Origin of the sequence: Nocardia brasiliensis (assembly GCF_042691675.1) — a bacterium.
Classification (GTDB): domain Bacteria; phylum Actinomycetota; class Actinomycetes; order Mycobacteriales; family Mycobacteriaceae; genus Nocardia; species Nocardia brasiliensis_D.
This window is the reverse complement of record NZ_CP170507.1, coordinates 7943123-7965171: the sequence shown is the minus strand read 5'-3', so window position 1 is coordinate 7965171 and position 22049 is coordinate 7943123. Positions and strand designations below refer to the sequence as shown.

Here is a 22049-nt window from a genome sequence, read left to right as displayed (position 1 = left end):
TCGATGAGGGGTGGCGGCCGGGTGGCGGGAGGGCCAGAGCGAGTGAAACCGGTTATCGACCGCAGCGCGGTGGACGAGTCCCGGTACGAGAAGCACGGGGGATTTCCGAAGGTGTCCCGTGCCGAGATCGGGCGCAACTTCGGCCCGTTCGTCGAGGCGATGCGGACATTGCAGGATCTCGCCGTTTCCGTGGACGCGCCCGATGAGATCTACGGCGACGCACTCGCGCAAGCTGAACAACTCATCGCGATGCTCGAGCCCTACCGCGCGCCGGAACTCCAGGGCCCGGCGGGCCGCGCCGTCGAGTTGCCAGGGCGCGGAAGCCTTCTGCTGTTGCCCTGGCGGGTGATCGAAGCGGGCCCGGATGGCATCCGGATGACCGGCGAGTTCCGCCGTTTCCATCTCGGCGGCAACGGCGCGGCGCACGGTGGCGTGCTGCCGCTGCTGTTCGACGATCTGCTCGGCATGATCGTGCACTACGCCGGCCGGCCGATCAGTCGCACCGCGTATCTGCATGTGAACTACCGCAAGATCACTCCGCTGGAGACGCCGTTGACCGTGCGCGGCCGGGTCGATCGCATCGAGGGACGCAAGACCTTCATCACCGCCGAATTGCTCGATGAGCAGGGCAATGTGCTCGCAGATTGTGAAGGACTGATGGTGCAGTTGCTGCCGTGGCAGCCTTAGGACGGTGAGTACCGCGACCGGTTTGGGCGTGATGCGTATAGTTGCGGCTGCTCGTTCATCGAAACCTATTCCGGAGGACCTGAAAGTGGTTGCAGCACTGTCTGAATCCCTGCTCGACGACGCCAAGCGCCCGGCTTTCCTTGCCGATGCCGTCGAGGTTCTTGATGCCGAGGTCTCGGACAAGGGTGGTGCGTCCGGCCTGGCTGTGAAGGGTGGCTACGCGGCGGTCAAGAAGATCAGCCCGTCGATCGTGCCTGATGCGCTGGAGTCGTTGGCGCCCAAACTTGTTGCGCAGCTGGACCCGTTCTGGCAGGAATACGTCGCTTCCGGGTCGGGTAAGTTCGGCGATCTGCTGGTCGCCAAGTCCGATGAGGTCGCCGAGGCACTGCTCTCGGTGACCGACGCCCGCGCCGAGGCGTCCACCCGGCCGGCGCTGAAAAAGGTCTATTCGTCGATGCGTTCGTCGGCGAAGAAGAACGTCATCGAGGCGCTGCCGCGCGTCGGCGACCTTATCCAGAAGCACGCCAACTGAATTAGTACCCGGTGATGTCGCACATCGAAGGCAGGTATGCACTGGCCTTCGATGTGCGATGCCGAACCCTTGGCAAAACCGCCGGTTTCGAGCGAAGCGAGACCGAGCATTCCCCGTTCGCGGCCCACCCGTCGCCCGGCCACCGCCCCTCATCGAATCGCTACGCGATGCTGACATTCAGGGGCCGCGAACACGCCGCGGCCACGCGGCCAAAAATACTGTGAGCAGGGCGACGGAGACGGGACGGCCACTGTCTGAGAGGCTGGAGTCGTGAACCCGTCTACAGCACAAGCGCAGGTCGTGGTGGACGAACTCGCGCGCGGGGGTGTGCGAGATGTCGTCCTGTGCCCAGGCTCGCGGAACGCGCCGCTGGCCTTCGCGCTGCAGGCCGCCGACGCGGCAGGCCGGTTGCGGCTGCACATGCGCATCGACGAGCGCACCGCGGGCTTTCTCGCCATCGGTTTGTCGGTGGCCAGCCGTCGCCCGGTACCTGTCGTGATGACCTCGGGGACCGCGGTCGCCAATCTCGGGCCTGCCGTGCTGGAGGCCAATTACGCGCGCATACCGCTGGTCGTGCTCAGCGCCAACCGGCCGTACGAAATGCTCGGTTCGGGTGCGAACCAGACCGTGGAGCAACTCGGCCTGTTCGGTAGCCAGGTGCGCGCCACCATCAGCCTCGGGCTCGCCGAGGTGGAGGTCGCGACCGCCGACTGTGTGCCGTACGGGCATCAGAACAGCCAGTGGCGCTCGGCCGTCTGCCGGGTGCTCGCCGCGGCCCGTGGCACCCGCTCGGGTAACGCGGGCCCGGTGCACTTCGACATCCCGCTGCGCGAGCCGCTGGTGCCCGATCTGGCGCCCGGGGAGACCGCGCCCGCCGGACGCGACGGCGACCAAGCATGGACGCAGACCCAGTACGCGACGCTGGATGTGCCGCTCGATCTCGATCTCACCCCCGACACGGTGGTCATCTCCGGGCACGGCGCGGGCCTGCGCCCGGAATTGGCGGAGTTGCCCACCGTCGCGGAACCCACCGCCCCGATGCACGGCCCCGCCCTGCATCCGCTGGCGCTGCCGCTGCTGAAGCCACGCCAGGCCATCATCACCGGGCGGCCGACCCTGCACCGTCAGGTGTCCAAAGTTCTTGCCGATCCGGCTGTTCGGGTCTACGCGCTCACCACCGGCCCGCGCTGGCCCGATGTCTCCGGCAATGTGCTCGGCACCGGAACGCGCGCGGTCACCACCGGTGCGCCCCGGCCGGAGTGGCTGGCGTACTGTCGCGAACTCAACGACAAGGCGAGCCAGGTGGTGCGCGCCGAACTCGACCGGCATCCGAAGCCGACCGGCCTGCATGTGGCCGCGGTGGTGATGAACGCGTTGCGCGACGGCGACCAATTACTGCTCGGCGCTTCCAATCCCGTGCGGGACGCCGCGCTGGTCTCGCATCCGCGCCCCGGCATCAAGGTGCTGTCCAATCGTGGTGTGGCGGGCATCGACGGCACGGTGTCGACCGCCGTCGGCGCCGCGCTGACGCACGAGGGCCGCACCATCGCGCTGATCGGCGACCTGACCTTCCTGCACGACGCGGCGGGCCTGTTGATCGGTCCCGGTGAACCGCGTCCCACCGACCTGACCATCGTGGTGGCCAACGACGACGGCGGCGGCATCTTCGAACTGCTCGAGCAGGGGGACCCGCAGTACGCGGGCGTCTTCGAGCGGGTTTTCGGCACACCGCACGGGATGGATCTTGCCGCGTTGTGCGCCGCCTACCGTATCCCGCACCGGCAGGTCGATCCCGAGCAGCTGGCCGTCGAGCTGGCTGGGAACGCGCACGGCACCCGGGTGCTCGAGGTCGCCACCGAGCGCTCCAGCCTGCGGGAGCTGCATGCCACGGTGCGCGCCAAGATCGGCCCCTGAGCGGGCTGCCTTTCGGGATCCGTACCGCTCGAGAGCGTGTGGTCCGAGACTGCGGTCAGGCGGGATCCGGTTCGTCGTCGAGGGGGACGGGGATGGCCTGTTCGATCACGTCGGCCGTATCGGCGCTCCAGACGTCCCGGTCGACGTTCTCGGCTATTTCTTGGTCGATGGCACCGTCGCGATCGGGCGTGTCATCCGGGTAGGTGGGGTCGTTCGGATACGCCGGGACGGACTGCTCGACAAGGTCGGCCTCCGGCACCTCATCTATGGGGCGGGACGTGCTGCGATCTGTCATCGTGCGCTCCTCTCCGGGTTGTCCTGGATCGAGGCATACCCGGTCGTGGCACGCCACAATCAAGGCGGACAACACTGTCGAGAATGCGCCAGGTCCGGCTCGCGGGCAACCCTTCGGCCACGCCTACTCACCGGCGAGCGGCCCCGTTCCGTTGGCGGGATATTCGACCAGCGCCAGCGTGCGGCCCGCCATGAATCGCGCGGTCCGCACCGGTGTCCCGGTCCGCGTCACCTCGCTGACTTCCACAACGCCGCGCGCGATGCGCACCTCGACTCGCCGCCCCGCACGCGTCGCGACCACTTCATAGCTTCGTGACCCGTCGCCGAAGTCGACAACGATCTCCACACGATCACCCTTCATCTACCAATTCTCCTCTTTTCCAGGGCTTTTCGCGGTCACGACTTGGTCGCGGTGCACCGCGCGGGCGGCCACCGATGAATCCCGCACCGCCGCATCGTCTGCACAACTGGAGCCGCCCAACCCTGCCCAGGAGACCTGATGAATCCGGAATTCGATTTCGAACCCGCCGCCACCGCACTCGAGACCATCGTCGGCCGCATCACCGATGATCAGCTCGGCGCGGCCACGCCGTGTGCCGACACCACCGTGCGGGATCTGCTCGCCCACGTCGTCGACCTGACCGAGGCGTTTCGCCAGGCCGCGACCAAGGAAGCCGTCGGCGGGTCGGTCGCGCCCGCCGTGGGGGCGGAGAGCGCGTTGCCCGGTGATTGGCGCACCCGCATCCCCGCCCAGCTGAAGGCACTCGTGGGTGCGTGGCGGGAGCCGGGCGCCTGGGACGGCGAGACCGAAGCGGGCGGCGTCACCGAGCAGGCCCCGGTGATGGCGATGATCGCGCTCGACGAACTTGTCGTGCACGGCTGGGATCTGGCCCAGGCCACCGGCCAGCCCTTCACCGCGACCGCGGCGGACCTCGCCGTCCTACTCGACATGCTGCGCGAGACCCCGCCCGAAGGAACCCCCGGTCTCTTCGGCCCGGTCCTCCCCGTGCCTGCCGAGGCGTCTGCCCTCGATCGCGTGCTCGCCCTGACCGGCCGCAGCGCGTCTTGGGCGGGATAGCCGCCACTAAGCGGTCCGATCGGGTCAGCGCTCGGATTTGACGAATGTGCCTGCGGTGACCGCGTTCACGGCCGCTTTGGCGGCGGTGGTCGCGGCATCGTCGTCGATCGGGTCCCCGCTGGCCAGCAAGCGGTAGTAGAGCGGGGCGGACACTGCCGACAGCACGGCGCGAGCATCGGTGTCCGCCGGGGCCTCGCCGCGTTCGACGGCCTGCTCGACGCAGGGTGACCATTCGGTGAGGCGGACATCGTAGAAGCGGCGCAGGGCGGTGGCGGCTGCTTCGTCACAGCTGGCGGCGGCGATGACGGCCTGAAAGAGCTTGCCCTGGCGGGGATCTGCCAGCGTTGCGGCGACCAGGCGAGCGTTGGCGGTGAGGTCGCCGAGCAGTGAGCCGGTGTCGGCGCGCGGCAGGGACTGTTCGGCCATCTCGGCCAGGAGGTCGGTGACCAGTCCGGTCGGGTTGCGCCAGCGCCGGTAGACGGTGGTCTTGCCGACCTCGGCGGCGGCCGCGATCTCCGCGAGATCCAGGTGGGCGAAGCCGCGCTCGGCGAGTAGATCACCGGCGACGCGCAGGACGGCCTCGCGGACCCGGGCCGTGCGTCCGCCGGGGCGAACGGAGCCGGGAGCGGCCTCGTCTCCAGTCATAATGGAACTCCAGTTTCATTTAATGCCGAACCGGTGTATGGTTCGAGGTGTTAACGGAACTATAGACCCTTTAGGAGTCGCAATGGAGTACCGTCGTTTGGGCGCGTCCGGTCTGCATGTCCCGGCCCTGAGCTTCGGCGCGGGCACCTTCGGTGGCCGCGGCGAGCTCTTCAGCGCCTGGGGTGACACCGACGCCCAGCAGGCACGGCGATTGGTCGACATCAGCCTGGCGGCGGGCGTCACCATGTTCGATACCGCGGATGTCTACTCCGACGGCGCCTCGGAGGAGGTGCTGGGTGCCGCGATCAAGGGCAGGCGCGATCAGCTGCTCATCTCGACCAAGGCGTCGTTGCCCACCGGTCCGAGCCCGACGCAGGCCGGTTCCGGACGGGCCAGGCTGATCGGCGCGGTGGAGGCCTCGCTGCGCAGGCTCGGCACCGACTACATCGACCTGTTCCAGCTGCACGCCTTCGACGCGGGCACCCCGGTCGAGGAAGTTGTTGCCGCGCTGGATGATCTGGTGCGCGCGGGCAAGATCCGCTACCTCGGAGCCTCCAACTTCGCCGGTTGGCAACTGATGAAATCCCTTGCCGCGGCCGACAAGCACGGACTGACTCGGTACGTCGCGCACCAGGTCTACTACTCGCTGGTCGGCCGCGACTACGAGTGGGAGCTCATGCCGCTCGGCCAGGACCAGGGCGTCGGCGCGGTCGTCTGGAGCCCGCTCGGCTGGGGCAGGCTGACCGGCAAAATTCGTCGCGGCCAACCCCTTCCGGAAGGTAGCCGACTGCACCAGACCGCGGCGGCCGGTCCGCCGGTCGACGACGAAAAGCTCTACGACGTGGTCGACGTCCTGGACGAGCTGGCCGCCGAAACCGGCAAAACCGTCCCCCAGATCGCCCTCAACTGGCTGCTGCGCCGACCCACCGTCGCCACCGTCATCGTCGGCGCGCGCAACGAGGACCAACTACGCCAGAACCTCGGCGCCATCGGCTGGGAACTCACCCCCGACCAGATCGCCCGGCTGGACAAGGCCAGCGCCACCACCCCGCCCTACCCCTACTACCCGTACTACCGCCTGCCCGACTTCACCCGCCTGAACCCGCCCGCGGTCTGACCGAACGAGCTCAGTAGACGTCGCGAACGTAGCGTTTCTGCGCGACGAGTTGTTTGCGGAACGCTTGGGCACCCGCTTCGTCCAGGTTGCCGTGGACGCGGGCGATGCGCAGCAGCGCGTCGTCGACGTCCTTGGCCATCCGGGTCGCGTCACCGCAGACGTAGAGGTGGGCGCCGTCGGAGAGCCAGGACCACAGCTCGGCGCCGTGTTCGATCATGCGGTGCTGCACATAGATCCGCTCCCGCTGGTCGCGGGAGAACGCCAGATCGAGGCGGGTGAGGAAGCCGGAGCGGAACATGTCTTCCAGTTCCGCCCGGTAGTAGAAGTTCTTCGCCGCGTGCTGCTCACCGAAGAACAGCCAGTTGCGGCCGGTGCAGCCGAGTTCCCTGCGTTCCTGGAGGAACCCGCGGAACGGGGCGATGCCGGTGCCGGGACCGACCATGATCATCGGTGCGGTCGGGTCGGCGGGCGGTCGGAAGTGTGGGGCCCGCTGCAGGAAGATCGGTACGGCGGCGGGGTCGCCGCCTGCCCGGTCGGCGAGGAAGGTCGAGCACACCCCGCCGCGCCGGGCCGCCGACCCGGTGGCGGCCGGATCGCCGTAGCGCACGATGCCGACGGTCAGTTGCACCTCGTCGGGACTGACCAGCGGGCTCGACGAGATCGAATACTGGCGCGGCTGCAGCTTTTTCAGCGTGCCGAGCCAGTCGACCAGATCGGCACGCACCGGGAAGTCGCGCAGCACGTCGACGGCCTGGCGGTCCCACAAGTAGTTGTCGAGTTCGTTGCGGTTGTCCCGCCGCAGCAGCTTCGCCAGCCTGGTGTTCGAATTGCGTTCCGCGACAAAGGCGAGCAGGTCATTGCTCACCTTGCTGATGTCGTAGTGTGTGCGCAGCGCCTCGGCCAGCGACAGTTCCCGATCGTCCACCTCGATGATCCGGCGGCCGTCCAGACCCGTGGTGGTGAGCCATTCGTTCACCAGCGCCGCGTCATTGGTCGGCCAGACCCCGAGTGAATCGCCGACCTCGTAGTCGGCGTCCAGCCCGCGCAGGTCGAAACCGAACTGCCGCACCTCCTTCGACGAACCGTCGAGGGTGAGCGGTTCGTTGCGTACCAGTGGAGCGGGCACGGGTGCCTGACGGGTGAACGGCGCGATGTCCCGACGGGTACGCCCCGGAGCGGGCGCGGTGGCGCGGGGGAGTACCGCCGTCATGGTCGCGCTCCGGGTACGGGTCGGCAGGCCCGGGGACGGACCATTACGCGGGGTACCCGCACCATCGTCGGGTGCTTCGTCGCCGCCCGTTTCGCCGAGCACGGCGAGCACCGAGTCGAGCCAGCCTTCGGCGAGTTCCAGAAAATCCGGTTCACTGTCGACCCGCGGCAGCAACCGCGCCGCACCGTATTCGGCGAGCCGCTCATCCAGTTTGCGGCCGTGCCCGCAGAAGTCGTCGTAGGAGGAGTCGCCGAGCGCGAACACCGCGTAGCGCACGCCGGTGAGTCGAACCGCGCTGCCGTCCAACTGGTTCCAGAAGTCGGTGCCGTTGTCCGGCGGCCCGCCGTCGCCGAAGGTGCTGGTGATCACCAGCACGTCACCGGTCAGTCCGTTCAGCGCGCACGAGTCCATGTCGAGCAGCTGTGGGGCGAAACCGCATTCGGTCAGCCGGGCGGCAACCGTCGCGGCGAGTTCTTCCGCGGTCCCGGTCTGCGACGCCCACAGCACGGTCACCGGGTGAGCGGGTGTCGCGTCCGGCGTGTTCGCGCGGGAGTACATGCCCGCGAGTACTCCATCGATCCAGAGCCTGCTCTGCGACGACACCGGCGCGGCGGCGGGCAGTACGGGTTGCCCGGTCACCGGAACCGCTTGCAGCGCCGCGAGATACCCGCTGAGGTAGATGCGCTCCGTCTCGGTGAGCGTCGGTGTGGTGGCCGCGTCCAGCCCGAACGCGCCTGCCAACGGATGCGCGGCGGCCATCGAGGGCGTCGGCACGGCGGGCGATTCCGGCGTGCCCGTCGCGGGCACGGCCACTCGACGCAGCGAGACCGCGCACGCTTTGAATTCCGGTTGCAGCGAGGCCGGATCGACGGCGTCGTTGGTGACCGCGTTGATCGTCAGATACTCGCCGTGCTCGTCGTTCCAGTGGAACGGCGCGAAGCAATCACCCGGCCGCACCCGGTCGCTGATCTGCACCGGCAGCACGGCCCGTCCGCGGCGCGAAGCGATTTCGAGTTGGTCGCCGGGCCGCACCCCGAGCCGTTCGGCGTCGGCCGGATGTACCTCGACGAACGGCTGTCCGTTCAGCTTGTTCAGCTTGTCGATCTTCCCGGTCTTGGTCATGGTGTGCCATTGATGCTGCAGCCGACCGGTATTGAGGACGAACGGGAAGTCGTCGTCGGGCATTTCGGTCGGCGGTAGGTGCGGGCGCGCCCAGAACACCGCACGACGACTGGGCGTGGCGAACGCCAGCCGCGGCTGGTGGCCGGTCTCGTCGACGTACAGGTGCTGGCTGACCCCGTCATTGAGGTAGCGGATCGGGTTGCGCGGTCCCGCACCGTCGGGACAAGGCCACTGCATCGGGCCTTCCCGCAGCCGCTCGAAATCCATGCCACGCAGGTCGTATCCGGTCGCCGGATTGGCGAACTGCTTGATCTCCGCGAAAACCTCGGCGCTGGAGGCGAACTCGAAACCGGGAAAACCCATCTCGGTGGCGACCTGGGCGATCAGCAGCCAGTCCGGACGGGCGTCACCGATCGGATCGACCGAGCGCTGCAACAACGTGACATTGCGTTCCGAATTCACCATCACCGCATCGGCTTCGGCCCACAGGGTGGCGGGCAGCAGCAGGTCGGCATAGGCGTTGGTGGCGGTCTCGGTGTAGGCATCCTGCGCGATCACCAACTCGGCGGCCTCCAAGCCGTCCAGCACCGTCTTGCGGTTGGCCACGGAGGCAACGGGATTGGTGCAGATGATCCAGGCGGCCTTGATCTGTCCCGCGGCCAGTTCCCGGAACATGTCGATGGTGCCGGGGCCCACCTCGCTGCGCAGCGTGCCGGGCTCGAGCCCCCACACGGTTTCGACGAAGCTGCGATCAGCGGAGGAGAGCACACTGCGCTGACCGGGCAGGCCGGGGCCCATGTAGCCCATCTCGCGCCCGCCCATCGCATTCGGTTGTCCGGTGAGCGAGAACGGTCCGCTGCCCGGGCGGCTGATGGCGCCGGTGGCCAGGTGCAGATTGCAGATCGCGTTGGTGTTCCAGGTGCCGTGGGTGGACTGGTTGAGTCCCATCGTCCACAGCGTCATCCATTCGTCCGCCTCGCCGATCCACTGGGCGGCGGTACGGATATCGGCTTCGGCGAGCCCGGTCAGCTCGGCGACCCGCGCGGGCGGGTAGTCGCCGAGGAACTCGGGCATCCCGTCCCAGCCCTCGGTGTGCTCGGCGATGAATTCCTTGTCGATATCACCGTTTTCGACGAGCAGATGCAGCAGTCCGTTCAGCAGTGCCAGGTCGGTGCCGGGCGCGATCTGCAGGAACAGGTCGGCCCGTGCGGCGGTGTCGGTGCGCCGGGGATCGACGACGATCAACTTCGCGCCGGCCTTGAGCCGATCGGCCATCCGCAAGTACAGGATCGGATGGCAGTCGGCCATGTTCGCGCCGATCACGAAGAACAGGTCGGCGTGCTCGAAGTCGTCGTAGGAGCCGGGCGGGCCGTCCGCGCCGAGCGACTGCTTGTAGCCGGTTCCGGCGCTCGCCATGCACAGCCGCGAGTTGGCCTCGATGTGCACGGTCCGCAGGTAGCCCTTGGCCAGCTTGGTGGCCAGGTATTGCGCCTCGAGCGACATCTGCCCGGAGACGTACAACGCGATCGCGTCCGGTCCGTGCTCGTCGAGGATTGCCCGCAGTCCGGCCGCCGCCGCCCGCACGGCCTCGTCGACCGGCACCGGGACCGGTTCCTGCCCGCGCTCGGGCCGTCGGTACGCGGTCTCCATCCGGCCGGGCGCCCGCATCAGCTCCAGGTGCGTCGAGCCCTTGGTGCACAGCCTGCCCGCGTTCGCCGGGTGCAGTTTGTCGCCGCTGACCTTGGCGATCACCGGTGACCCGTCGGCACCCGGCCGCGTCTGCACCGTGATGCCGCAACCGACACCGCAGTACGAGCACGCGGTCCTCGCGGTGCCGCTCGCGCCGTCCGTGCCTGCGTCCAACATGCCCCCGATCATGGCCATCGCCGATTGCGCGGGGTTTACCGCGCGTTATCGGCAGGTCACAATCCGCCTCACAGCGGGAAAAACCGCTGGTGAGGTGTGACGTATATCGCTCAGCCGAGCTTGTAGGCGCGATGCAGCGCGACGATCCCGCCGGTGAGGTTGCGCCATTTCACCGACGACCATCCGGTACCCGCGATCCGCAGCGCCAGCTGCCGCTGATTCGGCCACGCTCGGATGGATTCGGCGAGGTAGACGTACGCGTCCGGGTTGCTGCTGACCGCCCGCGCCACTTTCGGCAGGGCTTTCATCAGGTATTCCATGTAGATCGTGCGGAACCCCGGCACGATCGGCGTGGAGAACTCGGCGACGACCAGCCGCCCGCCCGGCTTGGTGACCCGCAGCATCTCGCGCAGCGCGGCGTCCGGATCGGAGATGTTACGCAGACCGTAGGAAATGGTCACCGCGTCGAACGAATCGTCGGCGAACGGCAGCGCCATCGCGTCGGCCGCCACCATCGGCACCTTGCGGTGCCTGCCCGCGGCGAGCATGCCCTGGGAGAAGTCGGCGGCCAGGCACCAGGCGCCGGACTTCGCCAGATCGAGGGTGGACACTCCGGTGCCGGCCGCGAGGTCCAGGATCCGCTCGCCGGGCCGTGGCGCGAGTGCCTTGCGCACCGCCCAGCGCCAGTAGCGATCCTGGCCGGCGGAGATCACCGTATTGGTCAGGTCGTACCGCCGTGCGACACCGTCGAACATCGTCGCGACCTCATGCGGTTGCTTGTCCAAGGAGGCCCGAGTCGATTCTGTTTTCGCCACCGCCTGACCATAACGCGCGGGACGCGGCGAACCGAGCCTGGTAGGAGATTCCTCGGTCACATCCAATGGTGGGTCGGGCGCACTTCAGCCCGGGCTACGGCCGTGCGCGTTCCGCGGCCGGGAAGCACTCGTCAAGCGGTATGCGGTAGCCGCATTCGGGTCCCGGTCACGTCCGCGTAGTGGCCCATCAGCTCGGTGCAGATCGCGGGCCAGGTGCGGTGCAGCACCGATTTGCGTGCGGCCCCGGCGAATCGGGCTCGCACTGTTGGATCATGCAGTGCCGCAACGGCACTCGGCAATAGTTCGGTGAAGCGGTCGACCGGGAGCAGATAGCCGTTGCGACAGTGCGCGATCAGGTCGCGCGGGCCGCCCGCGTCCGGCCCGATCACCGGGACGCCCGCGGCGAGGGCTTCCTGCACGCCCTGGCAGAAGGTTTCGTGCTCGCCCGCATGCACCATCACATCCAGGCTCGCGTACGCCTGCGCCAACGTGTCGCCGCCCAGTTCGCCGGTGAAGACGGCGGTCGGCATCATCCGCGCGAGCCGGTCCCGCTCCGGTCCGTCGCCGACGATCACCAACTGAATGTCCGGATCGTTCGCCAGCACCGCGAGCCGTTCGACGTGCTTTTCCGGCGCGAGTCGTCCGACGAAGCCGACGACCAGCTTGTCGCCATCGAGCCAGGACTCGCGCAATTCCGGGCGTCGTGCCGCCGGGTTGAACCGGGCGATGTCCACCCCGCGTCCCCACCGGTGCACGCGCGGAATGCCGTGCCGCGCCAGGTCTTCCGCGGCCGCCCTGGACGGTGCCAGCGTCCTGGTCGCACCCTCGTGGATGCGCCGGGTCCAGGCCCACGCCGCCCGGCTGGCCAACGCGAGCCCGTAACTCTTGGCGAATCCGGCGACGTCGGTCTGATACACCGCCACCGTCGGCAGATCCAGTCGCATGGCCGCGCCGAGGCCGCCCGCGCCGAGCAGGAACGGTGAGGCCAGATGCACCACGTCCGCATCGAAGTCGTCGATTGCCGAGACGATGCCCGGCTGCGGCAGGCCCACCGGCAGCGAACTGATCTTCGGGACCATCACGGCGGGCACCCGGTGCACCCGGAACCGCTCGTGCCAGCGCGCGGCCGGTGGCAGCCCGCGCGGGGTGTCCGGTGCGATGATCAACGCGTCGTGCCCGTGCCGGTCCAGGTGCTCGAGCACCCGCAGCACGGAGTTGACGACGCCGTTCATATTCGGCAGAAACGACTCCGCAACGATCGCTACACGCACTCTTCCAGGTTGACCGCCGCACCGCGCCGGGTCGCCACGCAAGCGTGAAGGACACGGAAAGTTCCGGCGAACTCCTCGGGCCGGTAGGAGCGCGAGCTGCGGATATTCACATGCCGAAGACGTGCAGCCGGGGATCGGCCATGCCCTCCTCGGTAGCGATCGCGCCGAGCAGGGTGCGCAACACCGCCACCGCCTCGGCGCCGTGCGCACGGATCAGGCGCTGCTCGTATCGGCGATGGAACTTCTTCGCGGCCCGCACCAATTCATTGCCGCGGGCGGTCGGATACAGCAGCTTGGCTCGTCGGTCGGCGGGGTTGTCGCGTCGTTCGACGTAGCCGCGTCGCTGCATGTCGTCGACGATCTGTGCCGCGCCCTGCTTACTGATCTCCAGCCGTTCGGCCAGTTCGCTGATATTCATCGGCCCGCGCAGCAGCGACCGCAGCACATACCCGTCGGAGCGCCCGGTGTCGTCGAATCCGTCCGCCACCAGGGTTTCTCGGAGCTCACGCACGAACTCCTGATAGCTCAAGCCGAGCAGAATGCCGAAATCCAGGTCTTGCGAAGGCGCCGTCATACCGCCATGATAGACAAGCCAACTTGAACAAGCTGGCTTGTCTATTTAGGAGTCACATGCTCGTCATCAGAGCCGAGGACGCACCACGCTTCGAGGTCCCCGGCGTCCAATTCACCGCCATGGCGTCGCCGAGCCGCGGCTCGGCGGAGGTGTGTACCTGGCGGCTCACCGTCGCCCCGCGGCACACCCCGGACGGGCCGCACGTGCTGGATCGCGACGAGATCTTCATGGTCGTCGCCGGGAAACTCGACGTAAGCGGGCAGATTCTGGCGGCCGGGGATGTTGTCGTAGTTCCCGCGGGCAGCCCGATCGCGGTGGGTAATCCCGGCGACGAACCGGCCGAGGCGTTCATCGCGATCGCCGCGGGCTTCGAGGCCACCATGCCGGACGGCAGCAAGCTGTCGCCGCCGTGGGCTCGGTAACTCAGGCCGATTCCGGCCGTCGCCTGCCGAGTCGCACCAGCAGCCACAGCGTCGGCAGCGCGAGCAGCCACACCACGACGATCACCGACAAGGCGGGTGGAATGGCAACGCGCACATCGCGTCCTTCCACCCGCACCAGATCGGGATCCGCGCGGTTGTACTCCACCCGGATGCGCTCACCCGCGGTGAGGTTGGTCGGATACAGCACGCCGACCTTCGGATTGTGCGTCTCCCCGTCCGGGGTCACATACATGACGGCCGACCGCAGCCGACCGGCGGAAAGCACCTCGGCGCTGGTGACACCCTTGTCCGAGCTGATCAGATAGTCGTTGCGCCAGGCGGCGAGCACCAACAGCACGACGAGCACACTGACCACCGTCGCAGCCGTGAGCACGCCGATCCTGGCCCGCCGCAGGCGGATCGACCGGCGATCAGACTGGGTGGTTTCCAACACCGCAACAGGCTACCGACAGACTCGGCTACGGTGTCGCGCATGTCCCGAAAATTCAGCTTCACCGTGCCTTACACCGTCCCGGTCGAAGATCTTCACCGGGCACTTACCGACGACAAAGTCTGGCAGGCGCGTTTCGCCGACGCCGAGACCGCAACATTGGATCTCTCGCATCCCGAGGGTGCGGGCAGCATCCGCATCCACATGACCGAAAAGGCCGCGCAGGACAAGATTCCCAGCGTGGTGAGCAAGGTACTCAAGAGCGAGCTCATGCTCTCGCGCACCGACAACTGGCAGGCACTGCGGGGTGAGGTTGCCAAGGGCACCTTCGAGGGTGCGACCGGCGGCATCACCACGGAGATGTCGGGCACCTACGAAATGCGGTCGACCGCCGAAGGTTCCGAGATCGAGGTGGTCGGCACCGTGCAGGTCAAGGTGCCGCTGGTCGGCGGCGCCATCGAACCGCTCGCCGAGCAACTGCACCATCGAGTGCTCAACAGCGAGCGCAAGTTCATCGAGGAGTGGGTCGCCGCACAGGCGACCGCCTGAGGCGAGGACCGGCCCCCGTTGTCCCGGCCCACGCCGGGACGACGGGATGGCTCGGCTACTGGAAATCCTCGGGGGAGTATTCCTTCTGTTCCACCAGTACCAGCCAGTTCCCGGAGTTGTCCCGGATGATCGCCTCGGTGCCGTAGGGCCGCTCGGCCGGTGGCTGGATGAACTCGACGCCCTTGGCGGTGAGTTCCTCGAAGGTCTTCTGGCAGTTCTCGGTGCGTAGGCCGAGCGCGCCATGGGTGCCGTTCGCCAGGGCGCGGCGGATGGCCTCGGCCAGATTCTCGTCCAGCGGCGGCCCGGGGATCATCAGCCCGATCTCGAGCTCCGGATGCGCCGGGTGGGCGATGGTGACCCACCGGAACCCGTTGTCGCCCATGGTGATATCGGCAACCTCGACGAACCCCAGCTTATCGATGTACCACTGCTTCGATTCGGTCTGGTCGGTGACGTACAGGGTGACCAGCGAGACGTTCGTAATCGTTGTCATGCGACCAGGCTATGGGCGCGCTATCGGTCGGCGCTTCTCTGAAATTGCGCGATCGGCTCAGGTATCGCGCTTGCGGTCGCTCAGGCCGTGCATGAACACGAAGCAGCCCGGAATGCGGGGCGCGCCGTCGGCGAACTTGGCCTGATACTCGGAAGGGGAGACGCCGACCAGCTGGCGGAACTTGCTGCTGAACGAGCCGAGGCTGCTGTAGCCGACCAGCATGCAGACCTCGGTCACCGTCAGGTTGGTGGCGCGCAACAGGTCCTGGGCGCGCTCGATCCGTCGTTCCGCCAGATACGCGGCGGGGGTGAGCCCATAGACGGCGGCGAACGCCCGGAGGAAGTGATACTTGGAAACCCCTGCGGCAGTGGCCAATTCATCGAGACGGAGCGGGTCGGCATACTGCCGATCCGCGAGGTCCCGCGCCCGCCGCAGATGCGGCAGCAAATACAGCGCGGGTCGTCCACCTGCTTGTCCGCTCATTGGTTGCCGACCCTGTCGTCCCGTGCGTCGCTGGTTCGCACAGCATGATCAGGGTACCGGTGGACCGCTGTGCGAGCTGGGAAACAGCAGGTCCGCGAGGTCAGGCAAACGGCGGGAGGTCATCGACGCGCATCGACATCCGGCCCGCCGCCCGCCACGCCCGCGCGGTCAGGTCCACGTCCTCGTCAGTGACCAGGTTGCCCATCACCCGGACCGCCGTGCGCTGCAAGTATTTCGACCGCATCACCGGCGGCCCGCCGACCGGCACCATCCGCGGGTGCGTGGCCAGCCCGGCGATCCGCCGCGCCACCGAGAAGGTCCGGCCGTACTTCGCGCGCAGCAGTTCGGGCCAGACGCGCGTGAGATCCGGCTCGTCGAGCAACTCGGCCAGCATGTGGCCGCCCTCCAGGCCGTAGTCGATGCCCTCACCGTTCAACGGATTCACGCAGCCCGCGGCGTCACCGACCAGCACCCAGTTGCGCCCGGCCACATTCGACACGGCGCCGCCCATCGGCAACAGGGCCGAGGCCACCGCGCGCAGCGAACCCTCGAACTGCCACTCGTCGAAGCGCAGCTTGGTGTAGTGCTCCAGCAGGGGTTTCAACGCGATGTGCGACGGCCGTTTCTCGGTGGCCAGCGAGCCGACACCGATATTGACCTCGCCGTTGCCGAGCGGGAACACCCAGCCGTAGCCGGGGACCAGTGCGCCATCGGCGTCGCGCAGTTCGAGATGCGAGGTGATCCACTGGTCGTCGCTGCGGCCGGACTTGATGTAGGCGCGGGCCGCCGTGCCGTAGGCGTACTGCCGATGCCAGGTGCGGCCGAGCTGGCGTCCGATCGGCGAACGCACACCGTCCGCGACGATGAGCGTCGCGCACTCGATGGTGTGTGTGCCCTCGGTAGTCCGCACGATCACACCGGTGACGCGATCACCCTCGCGGGTGACATCGACCACTTTGGTTCCGTCGATCATCCGCGCGCCCGACTTCATCGCGGTCTCGCGCAGCTTGTCGTCGAGTTCGGTTCGGGGAACGGCGCTTCCATAAGTCGGAAAGGAACCGGCGGGCCACGGCAGCAAGGCTTCCCGGCCGAAACCGGTCATTCGGAGACCGTGGTTGACCGTGTGCGCACGCAGCCAGTCGCCGAGGCCGAGGTGTTCCAACTCGGCCGTCGCGCGCGGTGTCAGCCCGTCGCCGCAGGTCTTGTCCCTGGGGAAGACCGCGGCGTCGAGCAGCACCACGTCTCGCCCGGCCCGCGCGGCCCAGGCGGCCGACGCCGATCCGGCCGGGCCCGCGCCGACGACGAGCACCTCGGCCCTGGCGGGCAGCGCGTCCCCGGCATCGGGGGTGACTTCGGGTGAACCCATGTCTCAATACTTGCAGGGCAATCTTGTTCGTGTCGACGGCGGTCGCGTCACCAGGAACGCGGGCCACCGGGGCAGGCGGAAAACGGTGTGCGAAAGTGTCTGATACACCGCATAGTGACGGTGTTCATGGGCCATCGGCTGGGGACACGCTAGGTTCTCTACCGTGGGGTCGGACGGATCGGTGGGAGAAGAAATGAGCGCATCGGCAGTGCGGGACGAGAGCACGGTGGTGGCCGGGGTCGATCTCGTCGACGTCGAGCTCGCGGCGACCGTGCGCAACGGCCTGGAAGAGGTCGAGAAGCTCCTGGTCGCCGAGCTGTCCGACGGCGAGGAATTCCTGCAGGAGGCGGCGCTGCACCTGGCCAAGGCCGGCGGCAAGCGGTTCCGGCCGCTGTTCACCATCCTCACCGGACAACTCGGCCCGCGCCCGACCGATCCCGCGCTGATCACCGCGGGCACCGTCGTCGAACTGGTGCACCTCGCGACGCTCTACCACGACGACGTGATGGACGAGGCGACCATGCGTCGCGGCGCACCGAGCGTGAATGCCCGCTGGGGCAACAACATCGCCATCCTGGCGGGTGATTATCTGTTCGCGCACGCCTCCCGGCTGACCTCGACGCTGGGCCCCGACGCGGTGCGGATCATCGCCGAAACCTTCGCCGAACTGGTCACCGGCCAGATGCGCGAGACCATGGGCGCCCGCGAATCCCAGGACCCGGTCGAGCACTACCTGCGGGTCGTCTGGGAGAAGACCGGCTCGCTGATCGCGGCCGCGGGCCGGTTCGGTGGCACCTTCTCCGGTGCGAGCACCGAGCACGTCGAGCGGCTGGCCCGGCTCGGGGACGCGGTCGGCACCGCCTTCCAGATCTCCGACGACATCATAGACATCTCCTCGGCCGCCGAACAGTCCGGCAAGACGCCGGGCACCGACCTGCGCGAGGGCGTGCACACCCTGCCCGTGCTCTACGCGCTGCGCGACGAGGGCGTCGAGGGCGACCGCCTGCGCAAGCTGCTCGACCACCCGCTGGAAACCGACGCGGAAGTCGAGGAGGCACTCGACCTGCTCGCCCGCTCCCGCGGCATGGTGCTGGCCAAGGAGAAGCTGCACGGCTACGCCGACATCGCCCACGCCGAACTGTCCGCCTTGCCCGCCGGACCGGCCAACGACGCCCTCGAACACCTGGTCCGCTACACCATCGAGCGTGTCGGCTGAGTTCAGCAGGAACTTTGGTTCGTGCTCCTATCGTTGAGCTGCTGTAAGACACTCGACGATCGGGGGAGTGGGCAAGGAGACCTATGCACGGGCACGGATATGCGAATGGGCTCAAGACCTTTGTTTTGATGGTCGGGCTCTCGGCATTGATCGTGTTCGCCGGGGCGATGTTCCGCAGCCCGACGATCCTGATTCTGGCCATTCTGCTCGCCGTCGGCATGAACGCGTACGCGTACTTCAACAGCGACAAACTCGCGTTGAAGGCCATGCACGCGCAGCCGGTCAGCGAGCTGGAGGCGCCGGTGATCTACCGGATCGTGCGTGAGCTCGCGACCACCGCGCGACAGCCGATGCCGCGGCTCTACATCAGCCCGACCAACGCCCCCAACGCATTCGCCACCGGCCGCAGTCCTCGGCATGCCGCGGTCTGCTGTACCAGCGGCATCCTGCAGATCCTCGACGAGCGGGAACTACGTGCCGTGCTCGGTCACGAGCTATCGCACGTCTACAACCGCGACATCCTCATCTCCTCGGTCGCGGGCGCCCTCGCCGCCGTCATCTCCGGCCTGGCCAACCTGGCCTTCTTCGCCTCGGCGTTCGGCGGCAACCGCAACGGCGAGGGACCCAACATGCTCGGTGTGCTGCTCGTCTCGCTGCTCGGTCCGATCGCCGCGAGCCTGATCAAGCTGGCCGTCTCCCGCTCCCGCGAATATCAGGCGGACCAGTCCGGCGCCGAACTCACCGGCGACCCGCTGGCCCTCGCCTCGGCCCTGCGCAAGCTGGAACGCGGCGTGCAAGCCGCCCCGTTGCCGCCTGAGCCGCAATTGACCGCCCAGTCGCACATGATGATCGCCAACCCGTTCCGCACGGGTGAGCGTGCCGCCCGCTGGTTCTCGACGCATCCGCCGATGGCCGAGCGCATCGCCCGCCTCGAAGAAATGGCGGGCGGGCCGAAGCGCTACTGAGGTGCCCCCGGGCTAGCGATAGTTGACGAACTGCAAGGCGATGCCGAAGTCCTCGCCCTTCAGCAGCGAGATGACGGCCTGCAGGTCGTCGCGCTTCTTGCTGCTCACCCGCAGTTCCTCGCCCTGGATCTGCGCTTTCACGCCCTTGGGGCCTTCGTCACGGATCTTCTTGGTGATCTTCTTCGCGTGCTCGGTATCGATGCCCTGCACCAGCGTGCCGGTGATCTTGTAGGTCTTGCCGGACGCGACCGGATCGCCCGCGTCGAACGCCTTGAGCGAGATGTCGCGGCGAATCAGCTTCTCCTTGAACACATCCAACGCCGCCTTCACCCGCTCCTCGGCCTCGGCGGTCAGCACGATCTTGTCCTCACCGGACCACTCGATGGACGCACCGGTACCGCGGAAGTCGTAGCGGGTGGTCAGCTCCTTCTCGGCCTGATGCAGGGCGTTGTCGACCTCCTGACGGTCGACCTTGCTGACGACATCGAAAGACGAATCGGCCACACTGCGCTCCTGTTCCTCACGGTTCGACGGGTCACTTCACCGGAAAACCGGCACTCGACAGTTGTACCCGGAACTAGGACGCTAGTGCGCGCGCACGGCCGATAGCCAGCCGGTTTGCATTCAGGGCTGGGGTTCGATGTATTCTGCTCTCCGCGCCTCAAACGGCGTGAACGGCAGGTTGCCCGAGCGGCCAATGGGAGCAGACTGTAAATCTGTCGGTGAAAGCCTACGTAGGTTCGAATCCTACACCTGCCACTCCGTTCGCTTGGTGAGCCCTGCACGCAGAAAGCGCGTGCGGGGCTCACTTCGTTCGTGTCTTGTGGGGGTGCAACCCCCACACCCTGCCCGGCGGGGCTTCGCCCCCCGGACCCCCATTCGGTGGTCGCGGCGAGCGCATAGGTTCTGTCACCGCTGAGTACCGCCGCACCGCTGCTCGACGCTGTTGGGTGGCGGTCTGCTGTGTGAAGGTTGGTTGAATACCGGGTCTGACCACCCGGTTTGGAGCTCTGACCCCTGAGTGTGTAACCTCGTTCAAGACTTCGCCGCGCCGGGGTCGAGTGTTCGGAGCCTGGTGCGGAAGTAGTCATGCCCCCTTAGCTCAGTCGGCAGAGCGTTTCCATGGTAAGGAAAAGGTCAACGGTTCGATTCCGTTAGGGGGCTCGCCGGATTGCCGGTGGTGACCGACTCGGCATCGCATATAGTTCCCACTCTGGTGGGGCTAGTTCCCACTCTGGTGGGGCCGGGGCGCGGCACCACAGCAATGCGACCCTATGGCGGTGTAGCTCAGTCGGTAGAGCAAACGACTCATAATCGTTGTGTCGCCGGTTCAAGTCCGGCCATCGCTACCAAAACCGATCAGACCAACTGGTTGACCCGAAAGAAGGAATATCGTGGCCGCGAAGTCCACCGATGTCCGGCCAAAGATCACCTTGGCCTGCGAGCAGTGCAAGCACCGCAACTACATCACCAAGAAGAACCGGCGCAACGACCCGGATCGGCTGGAACTCAAGAAGTTCTGCCCGAACTGCGGCACGCACCGGGGACATAAAGAATCCCGCTAGTCCGCCACGCGTGATGCTGCCGCGTGGATCGGCGTCGGGAGCTTGATCGCTCTCGGCAATCTCGAATCGTGACAGTGCGAGGGCCGGACGTTAGTCCGGCCCTGACGCATTTTACGGTCCGATGCGCGGTGGTAGACGCTCCGCCGACTCCGGGCTCGGGGTCAGATAGGTACAGTCCTCCCGTGACAATCAACACCGGTACAGACGAAGCGGTTCAGGCGGTCGACACCTTCGACCCCGCGGCGCACGCGGCCTCGATGGTCGGGCACCACTACCGCGTCGACGACTACTACGAGGTCGGCCGCGAGAAGGTGCGCGAATACGCGCGCGCTGTGCAGGACTACCACCCGGTGCACTGGGACGAGGACTTGGCGCAGGAGTACGGCTACGACGGCCTGCTCGCGCCGCTCACCTTCATCTCCCTGGTCGGCATTCTGGCCCAGCGCAAGCTCTTCGAGCAGATCGTCACCGGCTACGACCTGAGCCAGATCCTGCAGACCGACCAGATCCTTGAATTCCACCGGCCGATCAAGGTCGGCGACCAACTGGTCTGCGACGTCTACCTGCACTCGTTCCGGCAGGCCTTCGGCGGCGACATCATCGTCACCAAGAACATTGTCACCGCGCAGAACGACGAGCTGGTGCTCACCACCTACACCACGCTGATCGGCCGCAGCGGCGGCGACATCGACCCGAACCTCAACACCGTGGTGCGCAACGTGCTGATGCACGGCATCGGCGAAGACGCGCCGGACCACCGCCCACGCGCCAACGTCATCGACCCGCCCGTGGCCGCGACCACGGTGCCCGAAGTCGCGCCGAGCAAGCACGCGATCAGGTTCGAGGACGTCACGGTCGGCGACGAGCTGCCCACCCGCATCGTCCGGCTCACCCGCGGCGATCTGGTGAACTACGCGGGCGTCTCCGGCGACGCCAACCCGATCCACTGGAGCGACGAGGTGATCAAGCTCGTCGGCCTGGACAACGTGGTCGCGCACGGCATGCTCACCATGGGTCTGGGCGGCGGCTTCGTCACCTCCTGGCTCGGCGATCCCGGCGCGGTCAAGGAGTACAACGTCCGCTTCACCAGCCCGGTCTACGTCGGCACCGATGAGGCCGCCGAAATCGAGTACACCGGTAAAGTGAAGTCAGTGGATCCGGAGACGCGGACCGCGGTCGTCGCCATCGTGGCGAAGTCGGCGGGGCGCAAGATCTTCGGGCGCGCGACGGCAACCGTGCAACTGGCCTGACCTGGTCGACTGACCCTGATTGGCTAACGGCGCGGACGGTAACGTACACTCAGGTTTCTGGGGTCACCAGCCGCTGCGCGCTGCTCTGTGGGACTGGTTCCTGGCGAATCCGCAAGGATTTCGCCGATGGGGCCGGCAACTGACAAGGCAGCGCGCGTGTCATG

General features: G+C 67.4%; 23 protein-coding genes and 3 tRNA genes. 14 read left to right on the top strand and 12 right to left on the bottom strand.

Translation table 11 applies throughout. The annotated features are described in order from the left end of the window. Positions 1-42 precede the first annotated feature (42 nt). From ACFK0J_RS36650 to menD, 3 genes are all read left to right on the top strand, one after another. Entirely contained in the window at positions 43-687 is a 645-nt protein-coding gene (locus ACFK0J_RS36650; RefSeq protein WP_378743274.1) for a PaaI family thioesterase, read from the top strand. Positions 688-772: 85 nt separating this feature from the next. Next, the gene (locus tag ACFK0J_RS36645; RefSeq protein WP_218479383.1) at positions 773-1219 is read left to right on the top strand and encodes a DUF6918 family protein; all 447 of its coding nucleotides are present in this window, start codon (positions 773-775) and stop codon (positions 1217-1219) included. 270 nt (positions 1220-1489) lie between these two features. After that, the gene (gene menD, locus ACFK0J_RS36640) at positions 1490-3133 is read left to right on the top strand and encodes a 2-succinyl-5-enolpyruvyl-6-hydroxy-3-cyclohexene-1-carboxylic-acid synthase (RefSeq protein WP_378734266.1); all 1644 of its coding nucleotides are present in this window, start codon (positions 1490-1492) and stop codon (positions 3131-3133) included. 55 nt (positions 3134-3188) lie between these two features. Here menD and ACFK0J_RS36635 read toward each other — a convergent pair whose 3' ends face one another. Continuing rightward, positions 3189-3428 (bottom strand): hypothetical protein, encoded by a 240-nt coding sequence (locus tag ACFK0J_RS36635; RefSeq protein WP_378734265.1) that lies wholly within the window; start codon positions 3426-3428, stop codon positions 3189-3191. Between the two features lie 123 nt (positions 3429-3551). Then, on the bottom strand, positions 3552-3788 hold the full coding sequence (locus ACFK0J_RS36630; protein WP_218471899.1) for a hypothetical protein: 237 nt from the start codon (positions 3786-3788) through the stop codon (positions 3552-3554). Between the two features lie 138 nt (positions 3789-3926). On the opposite strand from ACFK0J_RS36630, the gene ACFK0J_RS36625 reads away from it, so the two are divergent. Continuing rightward, positions 3927-4505, top strand: a complete 579-nt coding sequence (locus ACFK0J_RS36625) for a TIGR03086 family metal-binding protein (protein WP_378734264.1) — start codon at positions 3927-3929, stop codon at positions 4503-4505. Positions 4506-4529: 24 nt separating this feature from the next. On the opposite strand, the gene ACFK0J_RS36620 is transcribed toward ACFK0J_RS36625, so the two are convergent. After that, positions 4530-5150: a TetR/AcrR family transcriptional regulator gene (locus tag ACFK0J_RS36620; RefSeq protein WP_378734263.1), complete on the bottom strand. Its 621-nt coding sequence runs from the start codon at positions 5148-5150 to the stop codon at positions 4530-4532. A gap of 82 nt (positions 5151-5232) precedes the next feature. Here ACFK0J_RS36620 and ACFK0J_RS36615 point away from each other — a divergent pair, with 82 nt between their 5' ends. Continuing rightward, positions 5233-6267: an aldo/keto reductase gene (locus tag ACFK0J_RS36615; RefSeq protein ID WP_378734262.1), complete on the top strand. Its 1035-nt coding sequence runs from the start codon at positions 5233-5235 to the stop codon at positions 6265-6267. A 10-nt stretch (positions 6268-6277) separates the two neighbouring features. Here the strand turns inward: ACFK0J_RS36615 and ACFK0J_RS36610 are convergent, their stop codons facing one another. The 4 genes from ACFK0J_RS36610 to ACFK0J_RS36595 all read right to left on the bottom strand — a co-directional run bounded on the left by ACFK0J_RS36610 (position 6278) and on the right by ACFK0J_RS36595 (position 13125). Beyond that, the gene (locus ACFK0J_RS36610; protein WP_378734261.1) at positions 6278-10465 is read right to left on the bottom strand and encodes a molybdopterin-dependent oxidoreductase; all 4188 of its coding nucleotides are present in this window, start codon (positions 10463-10465) and stop codon (positions 6278-6280) included. Positions 10466-10575: 110 nt separating this feature from the next. Next, a complete protein-coding gene (locus ACFK0J_RS36605; protein ID WP_378734260.1) occupies positions 10576-11280 on the bottom strand; it encodes a demethylmenaquinone methyltransferase in 705 nt (234 codons plus the stop codon). 131 nt (positions 11281-11411) lie between these two features. Continuing rightward, positions 11412-12551 carry a glycosyltransferase family 4 protein gene (locus ACFK0J_RS36600; protein ID WP_378734259.1) on the bottom strand — a complete coding sequence of 380 codons (1140 nt, stop codon included), beginning with the start codon at positions 12549-12551 and terminating at the stop codon, positions 11412-11414. A gap of 106 nt (positions 12552-12657) precedes the next feature. After that, a complete protein-coding gene (locus ACFK0J_RS36595; protein WP_378734258.1) occupies positions 12658-13125 on the bottom strand; it encodes a MarR family winged helix-turn-helix transcriptional regulator in 468 nt (155 codons plus the stop codon). A gap of 56 nt (positions 13126-13181) precedes the next feature. On the opposite strand from ACFK0J_RS36595, the gene ACFK0J_RS36590 reads away from it, so the two are divergent. Further along, the gene (locus ACFK0J_RS36590; protein WP_378734257.1) at positions 13182-13547 is read left to right on the top strand and encodes a cupin domain-containing protein; all 366 of its coding nucleotides are present in this window, start codon (positions 13182-13184) and stop codon (positions 13545-13547) included. Position 13548: 1 nt separating this feature from the next. On the opposite strand, the gene ACFK0J_RS36585 is transcribed toward ACFK0J_RS36590, so the two are convergent. After that, complete coding sequence (locus ACFK0J_RS36585; RefSeq protein WP_378734256.1) at positions 13549-14001, bottom strand: DUF3592 domain-containing protein; 453 nt, start codon at positions 13999-14001, stop codon at positions 13549-13551. A 39-nt stretch (positions 14002-14040) separates the two neighbouring features. Here ACFK0J_RS36585 and ACFK0J_RS36580 point away from each other — a divergent pair, with 39 nt between their 5' ends. Continuing rightward, on the top strand, positions 14041-14547 hold the full coding sequence (locus tag ACFK0J_RS36580; protein WP_378734255.1) for a DUF2505 domain-containing protein: 507 nt from the start codon (positions 14041-14043) through the stop codon (positions 14545-14547). A 55-nt stretch (positions 14548-14602) separates the two neighbouring features. Here ACFK0J_RS36580 and ACFK0J_RS36575 read toward each other — a convergent pair whose 3' ends face one another. From ACFK0J_RS36575 to ACFK0J_RS36565, 3 genes are all read right to left on the bottom strand, one after another. Further along, complete coding sequence (locus ACFK0J_RS36575; RefSeq protein ID WP_378734254.1) at positions 14603-15040, bottom strand: VOC family protein; 438 nt, start codon at positions 15038-15040, stop codon at positions 14603-14605. 57 nt (positions 15041-15097) lie between these two features. Beyond that, positions 15098-15523 carry a helix-turn-helix transcriptional regulator gene (locus ACFK0J_RS36570; RefSeq protein ID WP_378734253.1) on the bottom strand — a complete coding sequence of 142 codons (426 nt, stop codon included), beginning with the start codon at positions 15521-15523 and terminating at the stop codon, positions 15098-15100. 100 nt (positions 15524-15623) lie between these two features. Then, a complete protein-coding gene (locus tag ACFK0J_RS36565; protein ID WP_378734252.1) occupies positions 15624-16889 on the bottom strand; it encodes a geranylgeranyl reductase family protein in 1266 nt (421 codons plus the stop codon). A gap of 193 nt (positions 16890-17082) precedes the next feature. Between ACFK0J_RS36565 and ACFK0J_RS36560 the strand changes: the two genes are divergently transcribed. Continuing rightward, the gene (locus ACFK0J_RS36560) at positions 17083-18105 is read left to right on the top strand and encodes a polyprenyl synthetase family protein (protein WP_378734251.1); all 1023 of its coding nucleotides are present in this window, start codon (positions 17083-17085) and stop codon (positions 18103-18105) included. Between the two features lie 83 nt (positions 18106-18188). After that, positions 18189-19070, top strand: coding sequence for a zinc metalloprotease HtpX (gene htpX, locus ACFK0J_RS36555; RefSeq protein WP_378734250.1), 882 nt, complete (start codon positions 18189-18191; stop codon positions 19068-19070). Between the two features lie 12 nt (positions 19071-19082). Here htpX and ACFK0J_RS36550 read toward each other — a convergent pair whose 3' ends face one another. Then, a complete protein-coding gene (locus ACFK0J_RS36550) occupies positions 19083-19574 on the bottom strand; it encodes a YajQ family cyclic di-GMP-binding protein (protein ID WP_378734249.1) in 492 nt (163 codons plus the stop codon). Positions 19575-19746: 172 nt separating this feature from the next. Here ACFK0J_RS36550 and ACFK0J_RS36545 point away from each other — a divergent pair. The 5 genes from ACFK0J_RS36545 to ACFK0J_RS36525 all read left to right on the top strand — a co-directional run bounded on the left by ACFK0J_RS36545 (position 19747) and on the right by ACFK0J_RS36525 (position 21885). After that, positions 19747-19829 (top strand) — tRNA-Tyr (locus tag ACFK0J_RS36545). Between the two features lie 332 nt (positions 19830-20161). After that, positions 20162-20234 (top strand) — tRNA-Thr (locus ACFK0J_RS36540). A 112-nt stretch (positions 20235-20346) separates the two neighbouring features. Further along, positions 20347-20422 (top strand) — tRNA-Met (locus tag ACFK0J_RS36535). Positions 20423-20464: 42 nt separating this feature from the next. After that, positions 20465-20635, top strand: coding sequence for a 50S ribosomal protein L33 (gene rpmG / locus ACFK0J_RS36530; protein ID WP_014988500.1), 171 nt, complete (start codon positions 20465-20467; stop codon positions 20633-20635). 188 nt (positions 20636-20823) lie between these two features. Continuing rightward, on the top strand, positions 20824-21885 hold the full coding sequence (locus tag ACFK0J_RS36525; RefSeq protein WP_378743272.1) for a fused (3R)-hydroxyacyl-ACP dehydratase subunits HadA/HadB: 1062 nt from the start codon (positions 20824-20826) through the stop codon (positions 21883-21885). The last annotated feature ends 164 nt before the right edge of the window (positions 21886-22049 follow it).

Bases quoted from the DNA above. Each gene is read 5' to 3' on its own strand.
- ACFK0J_RS36635 (WP_378734265.1), bottom strand. From the start codon at position 3,428: ATGACAGATCGCAGCACGTCCCGCCCCATAGATGAGGTGCCGGAGGCC.
- ACFK0J_RS36630 (WP_218471899.1), bottom strand. From the start codon at position 3,788: ATGAAGGGTGATCGTGTGGAGATCGTTGTCGACTTCGGCGACGGGTCA.
- ACFK0J_RS36625 (WP_378734264.1), top strand. From the start codon at position 3,927: ATGAATCCGGAATTCGATTTCGAACCCGCCGCCACCGCACTCGAGACC.
- ACFK0J_RS36620 (WP_378734263.1), bottom strand. From the start codon at position 5,150: ATGACTGGAGACGAGGCCGCTCCCGGCTCCGTTCGCCCCGGCGGACGC.
- ACFK0J_RS36615 (WP_378734262.1), top strand. From the start codon at position 5,233: ATGGAGTACCGTCGTTTGGGCGCGTCCGGTCTGCATGTCCCGGCCCTG.
- ACFK0J_RS36610 (WP_378734261.1), bottom strand. From the start codon at position 10,465: ATGTTGGACGCAGGCACGGACGGCGCGAGCGGCACCGCGAGGACCGCG.
- ACFK0J_RS36595 (WP_378734258.1), bottom strand. From the start codon at position 13,125: ATGACGGCGCCTTCGCAAGACCTGGATTTCGGCATTCTGCTCGGCTTG.
- ACFK0J_RS36590 (WP_378734257.1), top strand. From the start codon at position 13,182: ATGCTCGTCATCAGAGCCGAGGACGCACCACGCTTCGAGGTCCCCGGC.
- ACFK0J_RS36580 (WP_378734255.1), top strand. From the start codon at position 14,041: ATGTCCCGAAAATTCAGCTTCACCGTGCCTTACACCGTCCCGGTCGAA.
- ACFK0J_RS36575 (WP_378734254.1), bottom strand. From the start codon at position 15,040: ATGACAACGATTACGAACGTCTCGCTGGTCACCCTGTACGTCACCGAC.
- ACFK0J_RS36570 (WP_378734253.1), bottom strand. From the start codon at position 15,523: ATGAGCGGACAAGCAGGTGGACGACCCGCGCTGTATTTGCTGCCGCAT.
- ACFK0J_RS36565 (WP_378734252.1), bottom strand. From the start codon at position 16,889: ATGGGTTCACCCGAAGTCACCCCCGATGCCGGGGACGCGCTGCCCGCC.
- ACFK0J_RS36560 (WP_378734251.1), top strand. From the start codon at position 17,083: ATGAGCGCATCGGCAGTGCGGGACGAGAGCACGGTGGTGGCCGGGGTC.
- htpX (WP_378734250.1), top strand. From the start codon at position 18,189: ATGCACGGGCACGGATATGCGAATGGGCTCAAGACCTTTGTTTTGATG.